Below are 19623 nucleotides of genomic sequence, written 5' to 3'. Positions count from 1 at the left end.
TCCCCTTTGCGTGTCTCGTTTTTTGATTATTATTTAAGATTAAATATTGAAAATCAATAGTTTATAGCTTCATAAAATGAAAGAGGTTATGTCGGTGATGGCATAACCTCTTTTTCTTATATTTGTTTTCTTGTTATGTGAGTGCCAGATTAAAGATACTGACCATTCTCTTGAAGGCAGGATTGCTATCCATGATGTTGTCGAAGACTTCACGCTTTGAAAGAATCTTTTTGATTTCATCGGACTGGGCTAGACGATAATCTATCTGGATCTGGTCGTTGTGTAAACCCTGTACAAATGTAGGGCGAATCCTGTTCTTGATATCGAGAATGTCATTCAGCAAGAGCTGGTTGTCTACCACTACTTCTATATTCGGAAATTCGGTAATTGTCGGCGTAACTGCCTTCATGCGGTTGGCAAGACCGATAAGTTCCTTGATATTCTGCATTCTCATACACATGTTGATCCATAAACCTTCTACCTGCTCCTGGTTGAAAGAATGGTTCATCTCCTGGACTTCGTTGGCTGCCGGTTGTTCTTCCTTCAGCTTGTCTATCGGATTGAATGTGCTATGCGCTCTCTCTTCGTTCTTTTTAAGATTGGAGAAAGTCATGCCTATACCTTTGAAATTCACATTCTTGACACTTGTAGCCGTTGCTTTGACAGGCTGTTCCTGCGACTGTTGGCTCTGAGAAGTCTGAGAGTTTGGGGTAGGCGATACCTTAGCGGCAGCAATAGGAGTATTGCTGCTGCCATCTTGCCCCGCACCTGCACCCTGAGCAACAGGTTTAAGCTGGGCAACAATTTTCTGAAACAGGGATTTTAATCTGTGGGGCGTGCGCCCCGCACTAGGCACATCCTGATCTTCGGGCTGGGTAATCTGGCCTACCTGGATAAGGGTAAGCTCTACCAGCAATCGCTTGTTTGAACTCTGGCGATATTGTATATCGCAGTTGTTCATGATCTTGAGAGCCTTATATAAAAAAGGAGTAGGGGCTTTCTGTGCCTGTGTCTGATATTTGGCTTTCTGCTCTTCACTGGTTTCCAGCAGTGGCAATGTCTGAGGATCCTTTGCCATCATCACATTGCGTACGTGCTGCGCCAAGCCTTGAATCATGTTTCCACCATCAAAGCCTTTGCCCAATATTCCGTCAAGAACCAGCATCATCTCGCTCACCTTGTTTTCCAAGGCAAGATCTACGATTCGGAAATAGTTGTCACTATCCAGAACGTTGAGGTCTTCTATCACCTTCTTGTAGGTGATGTCGCCCTGGCAGAAGCTGGCAGCCTGGTCGAAGATGGAGAGAGCGTCTCGCATACCTCCGTCAGCCTTTTCTGCAATGACGGCAAGTGCCTGCTCCTCATACTTGATGCCTTCCTTTTCTGCTACCATCTTCAGATGGTTGATGGTGTTAGGCACGGTCATACGCTCGAAGTCGTAAATCTGACATCGGCTGAGAATGGTAGGCAGAATCTTGTGCTTTTCGGTAGTGGCAAGGATAAAGATTACATGCGAAGGTGGCTCTTCCAGCGTTTTGAGGAAGGCGTTGAAAGCTGCAGCACTCAGCATGTGGACCTCGTCGATGATAAACACTTTGTATTTTCCTACCTGTGGCGGAATGCGGGTTTGCTCCATCAAGGTCTTGATTTGGTCAACACCGTTGTTGCTGGCAGCATCCAACTCAAAGATATTGAAGGAACGCTGTTCGTTGAACGCGCGACAGCTCTCGCATTCGTTGCATGCCTCACCGTCTTCGTTAGGGTGCTCGCAGTTGATTGCCTTGGCAAAAATTCGGGCACAAGTAGTCTTTCCCACACCTCTCGGACCGCAGAAAAGATAGGCATGAGCCAACTTGCCGCTCTTTACTGCATTTTTCAAAGTGGTGGTCAAAGCAGCCTGTCCAACTACCGAGTCAAAGGTCATTGGACGGTACTTTCTAGCAGAAACTATATATTCTTCCATTATTTTTTCTTAATTGATGATGCAAAGATAACAAAAAAATATTATCTTTGCAAACAAATTCGCAATTATGTGGATTTTCATGAGAATAAATTTGAATAATATAGTAAGAAATAAATGAGTAAACGTCTAGGAATTATATGGAATTATCTGGCTCACTACAAATATTTGATAGTGATTGTGGTGGGCGTTTTGGTGGTTGGCGTTATCGACGACAATAGCATCCGTCAGCATATCCGTTATCAGATACAGATTGCGGGTTTGCGTTCTGAAATCGAAAAATATAATGCTCAGCTGGAGAGAGATAACCGTATGTTGAAGGAAATGCGCAAGGGACCGAAAGTCTTTGGCAAGATAGCCCGTGAGCGGTATTTCATGAAGACTGACGACGAGGATATCTTCGTGCTCAGTTCTGATATTCCTGATGAACCTGCAGAAGAAGAGGAAGATTTCGGAAATGCCAAGTAATGTGATTTTCACATTAATATATATAAGGGAACTTTCTTCTAGGATTTTCCTGTAGTAGAGAACATTCAAAATAAGAAACAGAAGAAAAAAGATAAATGAAACAATTAAGTAAATTTCAGAGTGCTTTATTTTTGCTGGGTGGCGTGCTGATGGTTATAGGGGCTGCTAGCTTTGCATTTGGTTTTATCAATAAGCAAATCCTACTCTATACCTGCTGGCTGTTCCTGGTGGGTAATGTGCTTTTCAGTGTAGTGCAGGCAATGCAGATATACGAAGGACCTTCGCTCGTCATCCATCGTCTGAAGCGAATGCAGTATATCGCAGACATCTTCTTTGTACTCTCGGGAATCTCGATGGTTGATACAGTGTATGCTTTCGCTCGCCACTGGTTTACCAACTACGAGACCTATATCACGTATTTCTATAACAAATGGGTGGTATTCCTGCTTATTGCGGCTTTGTTGGAACTCTACACCACGCATCGTATCTCTTACGAGTTGAAGAAGGAAGATGCTGGTAGAGGTGCTTCGGAATAAGGGGAAAGAATGGGTAAATATGCAAATAAAACATAAATACTGATAATATTCAATTAAATAGCATAAATTTATTTCCTCAGTTCGATTTAAGATTGTACTTTTGTTCACCAAAAGTGATAAACAGAGCTTATGAATAAGATATATTTAGCAATCATTGCCTTGTTGGCGCTTACATCATGTGCCAATACTTACGAAATCAAGGGTACTTCCAATGTAAGCACTCTTGATGGACGTATGTTGTACCTGAAAATCTTGAAAGACAACAATTTCAAAAGCATCGATTCATGTGATGTATTGCATGGACAATTCCATTTCCAAGGTAATCTGGACTCGGTAAAGATGGGTAATATCTTTATGGACGATGAGCCAGTATTGCCACTCGTTTTAGAAAGTGGAGACATCACTGTGAAGCTGGACGACGCGCAGCAGATTGTAAGCGGTACACCACTCAATGATAAGCTATTTGGATTTTTCAAAAAATACCAGCAGTTGCAGAATCAGCAAAGAGAACTGGTTCACAAGCACGACCAAGCCATCATGAATGGTAGCGATATGAATGTGGTAACCCAAAAGCTCAATGCCGAAGCGATACAGCTCTCGGAGCAGGAAGATAAGCTGATTACAAATTTTGTGACGGAAAACTTTGACAACGTTCTTGGAGCTGGCGTCTTCTTCCTTGTTACCATGGGAAATCAATATCCGATGCTTTCGCCTTGGATTGAAGACATCATGAGCAAGGCTACCGAACGGTTCAAGAACGATCCTTATGTAAGGGATTACTATCAGAAGGCTCAGGAGAATCAGGCTATCATGAACGGTACTCACGAGATGTCGCCTTCACAGGCTATCTCTGAGATGAATCAGCAGCTGGAGGCTCCGCAGGTTAATCCCGATGCAGCTCCGGCTCCAACTCCTAATGAGTTGGCAACACCAACAATTCCAGAAAAAACAGAAAAGTAATGAAGATATTAATTGAAAACGGTACCATAGTCAATGAGGGACGCTCTTTTCAGGGCGGTCTCATTGTTGATGGTGACGTTATTGCAGAGATTTTTGAAGGAAAGGCACCCCGTGGCACCTACGAACATGTAGTGGATGCTTCGGGGTGTTTTGTTTTGCCAGGAGTCATAGATGACCATGTCCATTTCCGTGAGCCTGGACTGACACGTAAGGCTGACATCGAGAGCGAATCGAAGGCTGCTGCATACGGTGGCGTGACTTCTTATCTGGAGATGCCGAATACCGTTCCGCAGACTACAGACCTGCAGGTATGGGCTGATAAACGTCAGCTGGGAGCAGAAAAAAGCCACGTTAACTATAGCTTCTTCTATGGAGCTACCAATGACAATGTGGAGAGTTTCTGTGGGCTGGACCGGCATCATGTGCCTGGTATCAAACTCTTTATGGGTTCCAGTACCGGAAATATGCTCGTAGATAAATACGAGTCGCTGGTAAGTGTATTCAAGAAGGCAAAGGAATTGGGGTTGCCGGTGATGACCCATTGCGAGGGTACGGATATCATCAATCGCAATATGGCTGAGGCCAAGGCCAAATACGGTGATGATCCGGCTGTAGAACATCATCCGGAGATACGCAGTGAGGAGGCTTGCTACCAGAGTACGGCTTTGGCTGTGAAACTGGCAAAAGAGAGTGGAGCACATCTCCATGTGGCTCATCTTACAACGGCTAAGGAACTGGAACTGCTTCAGCCTGAGGAGCATATAACAGGAGAGGCATGTGTGGCTCATCTCTACTTCTGTGATGCTGATTATGCCAGTAAGGGAACACTCATCAAGTGCAATCCGGCTATCAAGACCGCACAGGACCGTGCTGCATTACGACAGGCATTGAATGATGGAAAGATTGCTACTATTGGTACCGATCATGCTCCTCATGAATGGAAGGATAAGCAGGGTGGCTGTGCCAAGGCGGCTTCGGGAATGCCGATGGTTCAGTTCTCGCTGGTTACCATGCTGGAACTGGTAGACGAAGGTGTGCTCAGTATTGAGCGCCTGGTAGAACTGATGGCACATCAGCCTGCCCAGCTCTTCGAAATCGAGGGGCGTGGCTTCTTGCGCAAGGGATATAAGGCTGATATCGCCATCGTACGTCCCCATAGTCCATGGACTGTAACCAAGGATGAAATTCAGAGCAAGTGTAAATGGAGTCCGATGGAAGGCCATGAATACCAGTGGCGGGTAGAACAGACAATCTGTAACGGACATCTTATATATAATAAAGGTGTATTTGATGAAAATAGTCGTGGCGAAGAGCTTACATTCAGATTGTAGATGAAAAAGATTAGCTATGATATTTCAGAGGTAGTGCCGTATATTAACTGGCTGTATTTCTATCATGCCTGGGGATTGAGCGGAAAGAAGGAAGAGGTAAAACAGAAAATTCGTCAGGAGGCTGAGGAAATGCTCAGCTCGTGGGAAGGTAAATATCATACCCACGCACTTTTGAAAGTCCTGGATGCCTATAGCGAGGGTGACGACATCATCGTTGAGACAGGGATTTCTGATGAGTTGAATGGATGTGCTGATGCAGAAAAGAAGCTGGTCCGATTGCCGCTGCTCCGGCAGCAGCATCCATCTGCTCCAGGAGCTCCTAATCTCTGCCTGGCTGATTTCATCCGCCCTCGTAGTCTGCAGGTTTCGGGCGCTGAAACGAAGATGGAAAAGATGCAGCAGCAAGACATCGCAAGAAGATTAGGGGTGTTCTGTTGTACGGTAGATGCTTCTATCTTGGATGCTTATCGCAATCATGAATATCTGGGAATGATGGCACAGTTGCTTTGCGACCGGTTGGCTGAGGCTACGGCAGAACTGCTGCATGAGCAGACACGCAAGACTTATTGGGGATATGCACCTGATGAACATCTGACTCCCCAACAACTGCATCGTGAAGAATATCAGGGCATCCGTCCTGCTATCGGCTATCCGTCGCTACCTGATACGAGCTTCAATTTCATCATCGACCAACTGCTAGATATGAAGCAAGTAGGTATACGACTGACGGAAACGGGTATGATGACACCCCATTCCAGTGTGTCGGGCTTGATGTTTGCACATCCCAAGGCTCAATACTTCGAATTGGGTAAGATTGGAGAGGACCAGTTATGCGACTATGCACATCGTAGAGGTGTACCTGTAGAGTTGATGAGAAGATTTCTGCAGTCGAGTTTACTGAAGCGATAGTTTTATAGGCATATGATTCATAGGATATTTGTCTTTAAACTATCTTCAGGCTTCTCCTGCGTAATAGATAAAAAGATGTCTCACAAAATATAGTAAGAAAACAAAAATGGTAGCTAGAATATTAGTGCCCGTTATCATCCTGACCATTCTGCCATATTGGTGGATAGGGAAGCAATACCTCTTCTTGAATAGGAGGAAGGGCTGTCTAGGCAAGTCTTTTTGCCATTTATCCAGACGGTGGTTACGTCTTTTGTGGTGGTCGCCGGCAATGGGAGTCATCGGGTATAGCGGTTTTCTCGCTTTGGAGCGTAATTTCCTTCCCGACAACCCTGTACTGATTGATATCTGGTTTGGAGTGATGGCGATATTTGCTGTGCCCCAATTTGTCTTTGCCTTCTGCAGCTTTATCGGCTGGCTGTGCATGTGTATCGCTAAAAGTGGTAAGTTGGGCAGATTTGGATTCCGTCCCGGCAATCAAGGCAGAAACTGGGGGAAACTCGTAGGATTGGTACTGGCGGTGTGTGCGTTTTTCACGTTCATCTACGGCTTTACCTTGGGCTTTCCAAAGATGAAAGTAAAGCAGCTTACGGTGTATGTACCAGATTTGCCAAAGAAGTTTGATGGGTATCGTATCGTGCATTTCAGTGATATTCATCTTGGTTCGTACTACGGCTGGCGTCGGGGGTTGCCTCAGCGGGATGTAGACAGCATCAATGCTCAACATGCCGACCTGATATGCTTTACTGGCGATTTGCAGAATGTGCAACCTTCAGAACTGAAGCCTTATATCAAACTGATGCAGCGTCTGAAGGCTAAAGATGGTGTTTTGAGCGTATTGGGCAATCATGATTATACCTGGTATCTCAACATCGATGAGGATGACAAGGCTGAAATGGAAAAAATAGAGGCTGAAGTAAGACAGGCAGAAAAGAATATGGGCTGGCGACTGCTTAATAATGAGCATATCGTGATACACAGAGGCAACGACTCTATCTATGTGGCTGGTACCGAGAACTATGAAAAGCCTTACCGCTCTGATATTGGAAAGGCACTCTATGGTATCAAGCCTGGATCGTTTGTCATGATGTTGCAGCATATGCCGAAGCAGTGGAGCAAGACTTTGCCATCTGCCATTGCTGGAAACGATTCGGTGAAGGTGGCTCCGCAACTTACGCTCAGCGGTCATACTCATGCTGGACAGGTTTCGGTTTTGGGATTACGCCCTTCAATGTTTACCCCATTTGATTATGGGCTGTATGAGCGTGAGGGTTGCCAACTCTATACCACATCGGGCTTAGGCGGTACTGTTCCAATACGAGTGGGAGCTACAGCTGAAATTGCAGTCATCACGCTGCGCTGTAAATAAATGATTTCTTACCGTAGAATAAATAGCAGCATCTGCTAATCATAAAGTTCAAAATTCAAAGTTCAAAATTCAAAGTAAAATGAAGTACATATATCGATTATATCAATTGCTCATCTGTCTGCCGATACTTGTGGTAGCCAGCATTATAACCAGTTTGACAACCGTGATAGGCTGTATGTTGGGCAACGGACACTTCTGGGGCTATTATCCAGGAAAAATCTGGTCGCAGCTCTGGATACGTCTTCTCCTTCTGCCGGTAAAGGTAGAGGGTAAAGAGCATCTCAAGAAGAATCAGAGTTATGTGTTTGTAGCTAATCATCAGGGTGCATTCGACATATTCCTGATATATGGTTTCTTGGGGCGTAATTTCAAATGGATGATGAAGAAAGGCATCCGTAAGATTCCTTTGGTAGGTGTAGCTTGTGAATATGCTCACCATATCTTTGTTGATAAGAGCGGTCCATCCAAGATTCGTGCTTCTTACAATCGTGCCCGTGAGGTGCTCAAGGAAGGTATGTCGCTGGTGGTATTTCCTGAGGGTGCCCGTACCTTTACCGGTCACATGGGTGTATTCCGTCGTGGTGCCTTCATGCTTGCTGATGAGTTGCAGTTGCCTGTTTGCCCACTTACTATTAATGGTAGTTTTGATGTGAAGCCTCGAATGAAGGATATGTCGTGGGTATTCTGGCATCCTCTCCGTCTTACCATTCATGAGCCTATCGCTCCTATCGGTAAGGGCCCGGAGAATATCAAGAACCAGATGACCAAGAGCTATGATGTCATCATGGCGGGACTGGAAAAGGAATATCAGGGATTTGTGGAGAATCCCGACCAATAAGATAACTAACAATGAACATGATATGAAAAGTGATAGTATTGTAATTATTCCTACCTATAATGAGAAGGAAAATATAGAGAAAATCATCCGTGCCGTATTCGGCTTGGAGAAGAAGTTTGATATCCTGGTGATAGATGACGGAAGTCCTGATGGTACTGCTGCTATCGTTAAATCATTGATTGAAAATGAGTTTGGGGATAGATTACATATCCTGGAAAGATCAGGTAAGCTGGGATTGGGCACAGCCTATATCATGGGCTTCAAATGGTCGTTGCAGCAGGGCTATGACTTTATTTTCGAAATGGATGCTGATTTCAGTCACGACCCTAACGACTTGCCTCGCCTTTATGCTGCTGCCCACGATGAGGGATATGATGTGGCTGTGGGTTCACGCTACGTATCGGGTGTGAATGTAGTAAACTGGCCTATCGGGCGTGTTCTAATGAGCTATTTTGCTTCTAAGTATGTGCGTATTGTTACAGGATTCAAAGTACATGATACTACAGCCGGATTCGTTTGCTATCGTCGTAAGGTGTTGGAAACGATAGATCTAGATAAAATCCGTTTTAAGGGCTATGCTTTCCAGATAGAGATGAAGTTTACTTCTCATAAGATTGGCTTCAAAATTAAGGAAGTGCCAGTAATCTTCGTCAATCGCCGTGAGGGCGTTAGCAAGATGAATGGCGGTATCTTTGGTGAGGCTTTCTTCGGAGTGATGCGACTCAGACTGGATGGCTGGTTCAAGAAATATCCAAAGAAGTAATGACTATTCAGGAAATAGAACAATTATATGGGCGTTCGCCACAGGCGAAAACCTTTTTGAGTTTATTGGAAGAAAAGTCGGTTCGTTCGGTTTTTCTCCAGGGCTTATTGGGTTCGTCGGTCCCTATGTTTTTTGCTCCTTTGCAGGAAAAGATGGATCGAACCGTACTGTTTGTGCTCAATGATGCAGATGAAGCCGGATATTTTTATCACGATCTTACGCAGATGATGGGGCAGGAAAATGCGTTCTTCTTTCCATCCAGCTATCGCCGTGCCATCAAGTATGGACAGCGGGATGCAGCTAGTGAAATCCTGCGAACAGAAGTACTTGCCAGATTGTCATCGGAATCATCTTCTGCTTCTGGCGGTATTTATATCGTTTCTTATCCTGCAGCACTTGCGGAAATGGTAGTTGGTAAGCAGCAGCTTGATGATCGTATCCTTAGATTGCAGGTAGGGCAGCAGGTCTCGCTTACAGACGTGGTTCATACCTTGCGTGATTTCGAACTCGTAGAGACCGATTATGTCTATGAACCGGGTCAGTTTGCCGTTCGTGGTAGTATCCTCGATGTCTATTCGTACAGTTGCGAATATCCATTCCGTGTAGACTTCTTCGGAGATGAAATAGACACCATCCGTACATTCGATGTTGAAAATCAGTTGTCTAAAGACAAGCGGGAGCGTATTGAGATTGTGCCGGAGTTGGCGAGTGTTCAGTCTGTGAAACAGTCTTTCCTCAGTTTCCTTCCTTCTGATGCTCTTGTGGTGATGAAGGATTATACTTTTGTGCATGACAGTATCGAAAAGATCTATGAGGATGGCTTCTCTGCCCAAATCATGCAGGAACGGCTAGAGGGAGCCAACGAGATGGAAGCTGAGAAAATCATGCATGAGATGAAGAAGGAATTCAATCTCGTAACTTCTCTGGAATTCCAGAAAGGAGTGGCTGAGCACCAAAGAGTAGTGTTATCCGGTAGTGCAGATTCTTCTATCAGCTTTCAGATTGCACCACAGCCGCTCTTTCATAAGAATTTTGAACTTTTGACCAAGACTTTGGAGGATTATCAGCTTCAGGGGTACACCTTATTTATATTAGCTGATAGCCAGAAACAGCAACAGCGACTCAAGGATATCTTCAGCAGTGAGGAACTGAAGCGTTACAACATCAGTTTTACATCTGTGGACAAGACTATCCACGAGGGGTTTATCGATCATGACAAGAAATGCTGTTTCTTTACCGATCATCAGATTTTCGACCGATTCCATAAGTATAACCTCCGTTCGGATAAGGCAAGGGCAGGAAAGATGGCACTTACCATGAAGGAACTGCAGGAAATGGAACCGGGGGATTTTATCGTGCATGTGGACTTTGGTATCGGTAAGTTTGGCGGACTGGTACGTGTTCCTACTGGCAATAGTTATCAGGAAGTAATCCGCATTATCTATAAGAATAATGATAAGGTGGATGTCTCAATCCATTCGCTTTATAAGATAAGCAAGTATCGTAGAAGTGATACGGGTGAACCGCCTCGTCTGTCTACGCTGGGTACTGGTGCCTGGGACAGACTGAAGGAAAAGGCAAAGAAGAAGATTAAGGATATAGCCCGAGATCTGATAAAGCTCTATGCGCAGCGCAGGAGAGAAAAGGGCTTTGCCTATAGTGCCGACAGTTATCTACAGCATGAATTGGAAGCGTCTTTCCTTTATGAGGATACCCCCGATCAGGGAAAGGCTACAGCTGAGGTGAAGAAAGACATGGAGAGTGGCAGACCGATGGATCGTCTGGTTTGTGGCGATGTTGGCTTCGGAAAGACGGAGGTTGCCATACGAGCAGCTTTTAAGGCGGCTTGCGACAGTAAGCAGGTGGCTGTACTGGTGCCTACCACCGTGTTGGCTTATCAGCATTACCAAACCTTTAAAAGTCGATTGGAAGGTCTTCCGGTACGTGTAGATTACCTCTCTCGTGCCCGTTCTGCCAAGGATACCAGACTGATTATCGAAGATTTGAAGGCTGGCAAGATAGATATTCTTGTAGGAACCCATAAATTGATATCCAAAACGGTGAAATGGCACGACTTGGGTCTGCTGATCATTGACGAAGAGCAGAAGTTTGGTGTTTCAACCAAAGAAAAGCTGCGTCAGCTCAAGGTGAATGTTGATACGTTGACCATGAGTGCTACTCCAATACCTCGTACCTTGCAGTTCTCGCTGATGGGAGCGCGTGATATGAGTATCATGCGTACACCGCCACCTAACCGTTATCCTATCCATACCGAGTTGATTACTTTTAACCGTGAGGCGATTATTGATGCAGTCAACTTTGAAATGAGCCGTAATGGACAGGTATATTTCGTTTGCAATCGTATATTCAAGTTGGAGGAACTGAAACTCTTCCTGGAGAAACATATTCCAGATTGTCGTGTGGTCATCGGCCATGGTCAGATGGCACCAGAGCAATTGGAGAAAGTTATAATGGGATTCATCAATTATGATTATGACGTATTGCTTTCTACTACTATTGTAGAAAACGGAATAGATGTGGGTAATGCCAATACTATCATCATAGAAGATGCTCATAAGTTCGGACTGAGTGATTTGCATCAGATGCGTGGACGTGTAGGACGTAGCAATAAAAAGGCATTTTGCTATCTTATTGCTCCTCCAAAGAGTGCGCTTACTCCAGAGGCACGTCGCAGACTGGAGGCGCTGGAAACTTTCAGTGAGTTGGGAAGTGGTTTTAATCTGGCTATGCAGGATCTGGATATTCGTGGTGCAGGTAATCTGTTGGGTTCGGAACAGAGTGGATTTATGGAAGATCTGGGTTATGAAACCTATCAGAAGATTCTTTCGCAGGCTGTAACAGAATTGAAGAACGAAGAGTTCTCTGACCTCTATCAGCAGGAAATGGAGGCTGGTGAGCAATTTACAGGAGATGATTTTGTAGACGACTGTGCGATAGAAAGTGATTTGGAGACCTATTTCCCTGATACCTATGTACCGGGCAGCAGCGAACGTATGCTTCTGTATCGTGAGTTAGATCATCTGCAGAGTGATGATGAGTTGAAGGCTTACCGACAGCGTTTGATAGACCGCTTTGGTCCGGTTCCGAAAGAAGGCGAAGAATTGATGCATGTTGTAACTCTTCGTCGTCTTGGAAAGCGTTTGGGAGCAGAGAAGATAATGCTCAAGACAGGAAGTATGCAGATGCAATTTGTGAGCAATGTTAACAGTCCTTTTTATAAGAGCCAAATGTTCTCTCGTGTGATTAATTATGTGACAACCCATGTTCGGGAGTGCGCATTGAAGGAGAAAAATAACAAGCGTTATCTGCGCATTAAGGATGTAACAAGCGTAGAACAAGCTGTAGAGCTATTGCGGAAAATATCATCCTTGGAATTGAAATAAGGAAAAAACTCATATACCTCGTTACCTTGGATGGTATATAAAATGAAAAAACAATGAAAGATTAGATACCCCTATCTGCTTTCATTGTTTTTTCTTTATGTATAAGTAAAAGATGATGAATGGCGTTTCACAACGCCTGTTTGTTTTAACTGTTGCAAAGATAGTAATTTATCTTAATACATAGGGGTAATATTTGATTTTATAGGAGTAAAAAATGTTTTATTGTTATATTTTGAATAGAATTTATTGCTTTTCTTGATATATTGCCGTCATTTTAAGATAAAAATAGGAAATAGAAGAGAAAAAGATGAGTAATTTTTTTCTTAATTGAAATATTATTTGTACTTTTGTCGTGGAATAATAGATAATGTTTCATTTGGAAAGCAAAATCTTTTCTGGAAAAACAAAATGAAAGCGAATTTTCTAATAATTTAAACATAATATTATGAGACAGAAAAAGTATTTACTGCAAGAGCAGGATATTCCTACTCAGTGGTACAACATTCAGGCAGACATGCCTAACAAGCCATTGCCACCATTGAATCCACAGACTCACAAGCCGCTCAATGCTGACGACTTGTCTCACATCTTTAATAAGGAGTGTTCTAAGCAGGAGCTCGATGTAGAGCATGCTTGGATTGATATTCCAGAAGACGTAAGAGAGAAGTATACTTATTATCGCTCAACTCCTTTGGTGAGAGCTTATGCTCTTGAAGAGGCCTTGGGTACTCCGGCTCACATCTACTTCAAGAACGAGAGTACTAACCCATTGGGCTCTCACAAAATCAATTCTGCCATTCCACAGTGCTATTATTGCAAGCAAGAGGGTGATTCTAATGTTACCACAGAGACCGGTGCTGGTCAGTGGGGCGCTGCTCTTTCGTATGCTGCTAAATTATACGGACTGGAGGCTGCTGTATATCAGGTTAAGATTACTATGCAGCAGAAGCCTTATCGCTCCAGCATCATGCGTACCTTCGGAGCCACTGTAGAGGGTTCTCCTTCCATGAGTACTCGTGCGGGTAAGAACATTATTACTCGCGATCCTCATCATCCTGGTTCTCTCGGTACTGCTATCAGTGAGGCAGTAGAGTTGGCTACAACAACTCCGGGATGTAAGTATACTTTGGGTTCTGTACTCAATCATGTGGCTCTTCATCAGACTGTAATTGGTCTTGAAGCAGAGAAGCAGATGCAGATGGCTGGTGAGTATCCTGATACCATTATTGCTTGTTTCGGTGGTGGTAGCAACTTTGGTGGTCTTGCCTTCCCATTCATGCGCCATAACTTGAGCGGTGAGAAGCATACTGAGTTTATCGCTGCAGAGCCAGATAGCTGTCCTAAGTTGACCCGCGGTAAGTTTGAGTACGACTTTGGTGATGAGGCAGGTTATACTCCATTGTTGCCAATGTACACTTTGGGACATGACTTCAAGCCTGCCAATATCCATGCTGGTGGTCTTCGTTATCATGGTGCAGGTATGATAATCTCACAGCTTATCAAGGATGGTTATATGCACGGTGTAGATATCCCTCAGTTGGAGTCGTTCAAGGCTGGTATGCTCTTTGCACGTACCGAGGGTATTATCCCTGCTCCTGAAAGTTGTCATGCTATTGCAGCTACTGTACGTGAGGCCATGAAGGCAAAGGAAGAAGGTAAGGAGAAGGTTATTCTCTTCTGTCTCTCTGGTCATGGTCTTATTGATATGCCTTCATACGAGAGCTATCTCAATGGTGATTTGCAGGATTATAGGGTAAGTGATGAGGAAATCAATAAGTTCCTTTCTACAGTGCCAAAGGTGGATTAATGAATGGATTGTTATTTTGGAATTAATGGATTCCATCATATAAATACAACAAAGAGGGTGCAACATAATTTTATGATGCACCCTCTTGTTTTGGGTATATTATTGATATGTTTTTGGAAACGACAGGATACATCCTTGAGATATTTAGTATCTCTAGCCGCACAACAGCTGTTGTGCGCTTGCATATCAGCTGCTATGCGCTCGCACAACAGGTGATGTGCATGCGGTGCTCAACTGTTGTTTAAGCTTTGAGCCATTCCTCAATAGCTTTGGCAATTACGTCAAAACTGGTTGTAGGTTCAAAACGTGCTACTACCTGTCCCTTCTTGTTGATAAGGAACTTGGTAAAGTTCCACTTGATGTCGGCACTCTCCTTGTAGTTAGGATCAGCTTCACTTAACATTTTGTCGAGTACAGGATAAAGAGGATGTGATTCATCCCAGCCAGCAAAACCCTTTACTTCCTTGAGGAATTTGAAGAGAGGAGCAGCATCATCACCATTCACTTTTATCTTCTTATATCTTTGAAATTCTGTACCGTATGTAAGTTTACAGAATTGATGGATGCTTTCATCGGTTCCCGGTGCTTGCTGACCAAACTGGTTGCAAGGGAAATCGAGAATTTCGAAACCTTGTGAGTGATATGTTTCATAGAGCTTTTCTAATTCCTCATACTGAGGTGTAAACCCACACTTGGTGGCTGTGTTGACGATGAGTAATACCTCGTTAGCGTACTCTTTGAGGGAAACATCTTTTCCCTTTCTGTCCTTGACAGAGAATTCGTAAACAGTTCTCATTTTTTTTTATATTTTATGTATCAAATTTGCTTGTAATACGATTTGTATTTACGTTACGAGTGCAAAGATACTATTTTTCTTTTAGACAGAATAATAAGTTTACATAATTTATCTAAAATGTTGGGGAATATGCTGGAAGATTGTTGAATAGAGAGAGATTCTCTTGGAAAAAGAGAAAAAAAAGTCCGGGAATTTCACAATCCCCGGAATACTTCCAACTTTCTTCCACTCTAAAATTTGTAGTCGAAGAAAGTTTTGATTAATCTATCATTTAACTTTTCTAAGAACTTGCTGCAAAGGTAATACTTTTTCTTGAAATTATATCATCTTTTTCTCACTTTTTTCTTTTAATAAGTTTAAAAAATGCAAAATATCGAAGAAAAGTATGTTTTTGTTGTCTTTTTACACCCTACGCAGTACTTCTTTATTGTCTTTTCACACGTATCCTCATACTTTTCGTGTTCGTTCCCGATATTCAGTTGGAACCACGCCCATTTCTTTCTTGAATACTTTCGAGAAGTATTTTGGATCGCTGAAGCCCAGATTGAATGCGATGGCTGTGAGTGTATCATCTGTATCTCGTAATAATTCTGATGCTTTCATAATGCGGATATGGCGCACAAAGTCTACAGGAGTCATGCCTACAGACGTTTTGATGCGGTTATAGAGAACGCTGCGACTCATGCCTATGGCATCTGCGATGTCGTCAATCTTCATTTCTGGTGAACTGATATTATCTAATACATAGTTTAGAATATTCTCAATCAGTGCATCATTGATTTGTACCGACATGAATGCCTTGTCTCTTTCCTTTACTTCTTCCGCATTGACTGGAGCTGTAGCCTGTTCCTTGTTTGCCGATGTAGGAAGAATGCGTAGGGCAGCAATAGCGTCTTGGTCGCCTGCGGCTTTCAGTCTCTGCAAAATGTCGGTTTGGATGGCACGACGCTTGTTGAGAACCGCCTCAATGCGGCCTAGCAGATAATTGACAGAGAATGGTTTGGTGAGATAACCATCAATACCTTCCTCAAATCCCTTCAGCTGGTCTTCTGCACTGGCTTTTGCTGATAGCACCACAATAGGTATGTTTTTGAGTGCTAAGTCTTGCTTCAGATGATGTATCATCGTGATACCGTCCATTACTGGCATGGTTACGTCGGTCAGGATGAAGTCTGGAGTATTCTTTCGTGCAACTACCAAACCTGCCTTGCCATTTTCGGCAAGTAATACATTATAAGAATCGTTCAATATAGTATAAAGGTACTTGCGAAGGTCATTGTTGTCTTCTACCACCAGGATAGTTATTTCCTTCTGCATGTCTCCTTTTTCTATCTGATGCTCTTCTATACGATTTTCTTCTATCTGCTGTTCTTTCTGTTTTTCTTCAAGATAGCGCAGTACGTTCTGGTCATCAATCTGACCTTCTAACAATTCGTTTTCCTGCTCATCGTTAGGATTTACCTCATCGAATCCGCCATTGACGTAGAAATTGCTGTTGTTGTCAAATTTCAGCATCTTGTTGATCATTTCCAGCATTTCCTTTGCATTGCGTTCTACTATCTGCAGCAGCTCGCGGCTCTGCTTGGTAAGACCGGGCTCATTGGCAAGTACTTGAGATACTGGGCCTCCGATGAGCGTAAGAGGGGTGCGGAGACGGTGAGAGGCATCGCTGAAAAATTCATTTTTCATCACACTGATGTCATGGCTCAAATTCTCACGTTGACGCTGGTTGTATGTATAGAAAATAGCACCGACAATAGCCATGAGAATAAGCATAAGTGCAATTCTTCCCCAGATACTTTCCCAGAAAGTAGGACGTACCTCAATAGGTAGTTCTGCAATGTATTTACTCCAGATACCATGCGAGTTGGTCGCCTTTACCTTGAGGATGTATTTGCCGTGTCTGATATGGTTGAAACCGATGATGTTGCTGCTTCCATTGCTAATCCATTCGCCTTCTGGGGTGAATCCATCCAGGCGATATAGATATTTGGTCTGGTATTTGCGGGTATAGTCTAATGAAGCAAAACTGATAGTCAGGTTTCGCTTGTTGGCTGGGATTACTACCTTTTCGCTGTGCAGGATTGGATACTGTTCTGGTTCTCCATTATAGTGGAGTGTCGTAAAGATGATACGTGGCTGATAGGTGCTCTTCTTCAATGTTCCTGGATTGAAGGTAAGTGCACCCATTGGAGTTCCTACTGTGATGTTGTTGGTTGCAGGGTCATGATAAGGGCGTGCCTCGGTAAACGACATATTGTAGTCGAAGTCGTTGGGACCGAATGCAGCTATCTGCCCGGTTTTTGCATCAAACTTATCAATACTGGATTCTCTTATTACCCAAATATAGCCTTGGTTATCTTCTATCATACTTTGAACCAGTCCCTCGTTGAGGGAATAATTCTTCATATAAGATACCTTGAGGTTGTCTTGCAGCAGATTAGTGCTTTTTATCTGTTCGAAAGCACCACCAAGCTCACAGATGAATATCTTTCCGCTAGAGTGCTCTAACATGAAGTTTACGTCATTGGCCTCAAGGCTGGTTGAATCGTTTTCTATAAAAGTCGTCTTATAGTATTTTATCTTTCTTGGGTCCTTGAAGTTGTCGCTGAAGGTAACAAGACCATCTGTAGTTCCTACTAATATGACACCATCATTGGTACAGGTGATACGGCGTGTCTTATGGAAGAGATGCTTATCCCAAGCGAGACCGTTCTTGAAGCTTGTAAAGTGGATGCTGTTGTCTTCCTGAATGTTTGCAAGAGCGATTCCACCACCGTATGTCGCTATCCAAATGCGGCCCTGACGGTCTGACTTCACATCGTAGATATTATTGCTTGGAAGTGAAGCCGGATTGTTCGGATCGCTGAGGAAATGGTAATATTTGCCTCCTGTGAGCAGGTAGAGTCCATCGCCATGAGTACCAATCCAAAGACGGTTGTTGTTATCTGTGAACAGGCAATAGATACCCGCAGGCGAGAAGGGAACCTGCTCGCTTGTAATGTTGCCGCTTGGGGTAAAATATCCTAATTTGTTATGATGTACATCGGCCACCATGATGCAGCCGTTCTTGTGACCATATAGCTGGTTACCGTTGGCTAAGGCTGTAATGGCACGAACCTCCGACTCTCCGTTGTTTAGTTTGTTGAGGGTATATTGGTGGTTCTTGAAGCCAATCAATGTGAGGTCATGAATTCCTGTTATCCAAAGTACTGCCTGGTCTGTGAGACAGAATTTCTCAATCATAGGGATTCGGTAATTGCCTGATGAGTTACTGCGCAGCAGGTATGGCACAAGTTGTCCTGTCTTGCGGTCGTAATAACTGAAGGTACCTTGGTTAGGTACCACCCATACTGTATGATTCTCATCCTGAGTGATGAAGAGTTTCGAGCTGGATGTGCGGTCTACAGGATCCGGTTGGTCTGCGAAAAGCCATCGCTTCTCGGATGTTTTAGGATTAACAATAGTTACACCCATGCCGTTAGTGAACGCCCAAACCGTTCCATAATCATCTACATATAGTTTCTTCACTTCTGCTAGAGGCTGTGAAGGACTTTGTATATTGATGATTTCTGATTTGAAAGTTCTCGGATTATAGATGACTACGCCAAGATTGGTGGCAAGAAGAAGCTGATAACCCGTATTCTTTAATTCGTTGATGTGGGTTATACCTTCAGGAAGGGGAACATTGGTAGCTCGATTTTTTTCATCTACAACGATAACCTTTCCGTTCTCTGTAGCCAGGAAGACATATTCTCCTACTTCTCTAATCCACTTATAAGGTACGTTAGTACTGAATTTCTTGCCATAGATGGTTGTACCCTTATCTGTAAGGATCCACTCTCTGTGTTTCTTGTCGCCATAGATAAAATAAACTTTACCGCTTTTCAATCCTTTTTGACCTACATGTATCAATTCAAAATCGAGTACATCTGTATCATTGGTGCGTAGCAGATAATCGGCATTGGCGGATGTGACCCAGGTGTTCCCTCCATTAATATCATAGATATTGTCTGCCCTGAAATCAACCTTGAATTTCTCATTAATCTGATTGCTGGTTTTTAAAAACTGGCAGAGATGGGTGTCATAGAGATAAAGTTTGTGGTCTTGGGTTATACACCATACGTTGTTTGCTGCAGTTGGCTGTATGTTCAATATGCGGTTGGTTGACAGAACGCTTACACCGTCTGGTTCATCGCGGAAAGTATGGAAGCTATATCCGTCATAATAAGACAAGCCGTTCCATGTGGCAAACCACATCAGCTTGTCTTTTCCTTGTTTTATGTCAGAAATAGTATTTGCTGCAAGTCCGTCAGCTATGGAAAACTTGCGGATGTCACAATAGGGGGTAGCTATGGCTGTGATAGCCGAAAGCAGTCCCAGGAGTGTTATATATAGATGTTTTTTTATCATAATTATTTGTCTTGTTGGCATGTATTTTTATTAATTAATTCGACACAAAGATAACAAAAATAATTGTAAATT

General features: G+C 43.4%; 13 protein-coding genes. 10 read left to right on the top strand and 3 right to left on the bottom strand.

The genetic code is table 11. From position 1 onward, the window contains the following. Positions 1–133 precede the first annotated feature (133 nt). Positions 134–1963, bottom strand: a complete 1830-nt coding sequence (locus ACQRBJ_RS03450; protein WP_445302863.1) for a DNA polymerase III subunit gamma/tau — start codon at positions 1961–1963, stop codon at positions 134–136. 114 nt (positions 1964–2077) lie between these two features. On the opposite strand from ACQRBJ_RS03450, the gene ACQRBJ_RS03445 reads away from it, so the two are divergent. The 10 genes from ACQRBJ_RS03445 to ACQRBJ_RS03400 all read left to right on the top strand — a co-directional run bounded on the left by ACQRBJ_RS03445 (position 2078) and on the right by ACQRBJ_RS03400 (position 14342). Beyond that, on the top strand, positions 2078–2428 hold the full coding sequence (locus ACQRBJ_RS03445; RefSeq protein ID WP_264949706.1) for an FtsB family cell division protein: 351 nt from the start codon (positions 2078–2080) through the stop codon (positions 2426–2428). A gap of 95 nt (positions 2429–2523) precedes the next feature. Then, positions 2524–2964, top strand: coding sequence for a hypothetical protein (locus tag ACQRBJ_RS03440; RefSeq protein ID WP_294971081.1), 441 nt, complete (start codon positions 2524–2526; stop codon positions 2962–2964). Between the two features lie 129 nt (positions 2965–3093). Beyond that, entirely contained in the window at positions 3094–3924 is an 831-nt protein-coding gene (locus ACQRBJ_RS03435; RefSeq protein WP_295346126.1) for a DUF4369 domain-containing protein, read from the top strand. Further along, positions 3924–5255: a dihydroorotase gene (locus ACQRBJ_RS03430; protein WP_295346128.1), complete on the top strand. Its 1332-nt coding sequence runs from the start codon at positions 3924–3926 to the stop codon at positions 5253–5255. Before ACQRBJ_RS03435 ends, ACQRBJ_RS03430 begins: the two co-directional genes overlap by 1 nt. Beyond that, complete coding sequence (locus ACQRBJ_RS03425; protein ID WP_445302862.1) at positions 5256–6164, top strand: vitamin B12 dependent-methionine synthase activation domain-containing protein; 909 nt, start codon at positions 5256–5258, stop codon at positions 6162–6164. A 106-nt stretch (positions 6165–6270) separates the two neighbouring features. After that, positions 6271–7530, top strand: coding sequence for a metallophosphoesterase (locus ACQRBJ_RS03420; protein ID WP_441931613.1), 1260 nt, complete (start codon positions 6271–6273; stop codon positions 7528–7530). Between the two features lie 79 nt (positions 7531–7609). After that, positions 7610–8368: a lysophospholipid acyltransferase family protein gene (locus tag ACQRBJ_RS03415; protein WP_294971094.1), complete on the top strand. Its 759-nt coding sequence runs from the start codon at positions 7610–7612 to the stop codon at positions 8366–8368. 22 nt (positions 8369–8390) lie between these two features. Beyond that, on the top strand, positions 8391–9131 hold the full coding sequence (locus ACQRBJ_RS03410) for a polyprenol monophosphomannose synthase (RefSeq protein WP_294971096.1): 741 nt from the start codon (positions 8391–8393) through the stop codon (positions 9129–9131). Further along, positions 9131–12535, top strand: a complete 3405-nt coding sequence (gene mfd / locus ACQRBJ_RS03405; protein WP_445302861.1) for a transcription-repair coupling factor — start codon at positions 9131–9133, stop codon at positions 12533–12535. The genes ACQRBJ_RS03410 and mfd overlap by 1 nt, the downstream gene beginning before the upstream one ends. Positions 12536–12980: 445 nt before the next feature. Beyond that, positions 12981–14342 (top strand): TrpB-like pyridoxal phosphate-dependent enzyme, encoded by a 1362-nt coding sequence (locus ACQRBJ_RS03400; RefSeq protein WP_294971102.1) that lies wholly within the window; start codon positions 12981–12983, stop codon positions 14340–14342. A 241-nt stretch (positions 14343–14583) separates the two neighbouring features. Here the strand turns inward: ACQRBJ_RS03400 and ACQRBJ_RS03395 are convergent, their stop codons facing one another. Both ACQRBJ_RS03395 and ACQRBJ_RS03390 read right to left on the bottom strand, forming a co-directional pair. Then, entirely contained in the window at positions 14584–15138 is a 555-nt protein-coding gene (locus ACQRBJ_RS03395) for a glutathione peroxidase (protein ID WP_153123368.1), read from the bottom strand. A gap of 447 nt (positions 15139–15585) precedes the next feature. Continuing rightward, complete coding sequence (locus ACQRBJ_RS03390; protein ID WP_445302860.1) at positions 15586–19551, bottom strand: response regulator; 3966 nt, start codon at positions 19549–19551, stop codon at positions 15586–15588. Between the last annotated feature and the right edge of the window lie 72 nt (positions 19552–19623).

Source organism: Prevotella sp. SGI.167 (assembly GCF_050313615.1).
Classification (GTDB): domain Bacteria; phylum Bacteroidota; class Bacteroidia; order Bacteroidales; family Bacteroidaceae; genus Prevotella.
Note: the sequence above shows the minus strand (reverse complement) of the source record. Positions and strands in the feature narration are given on the sequence as shown.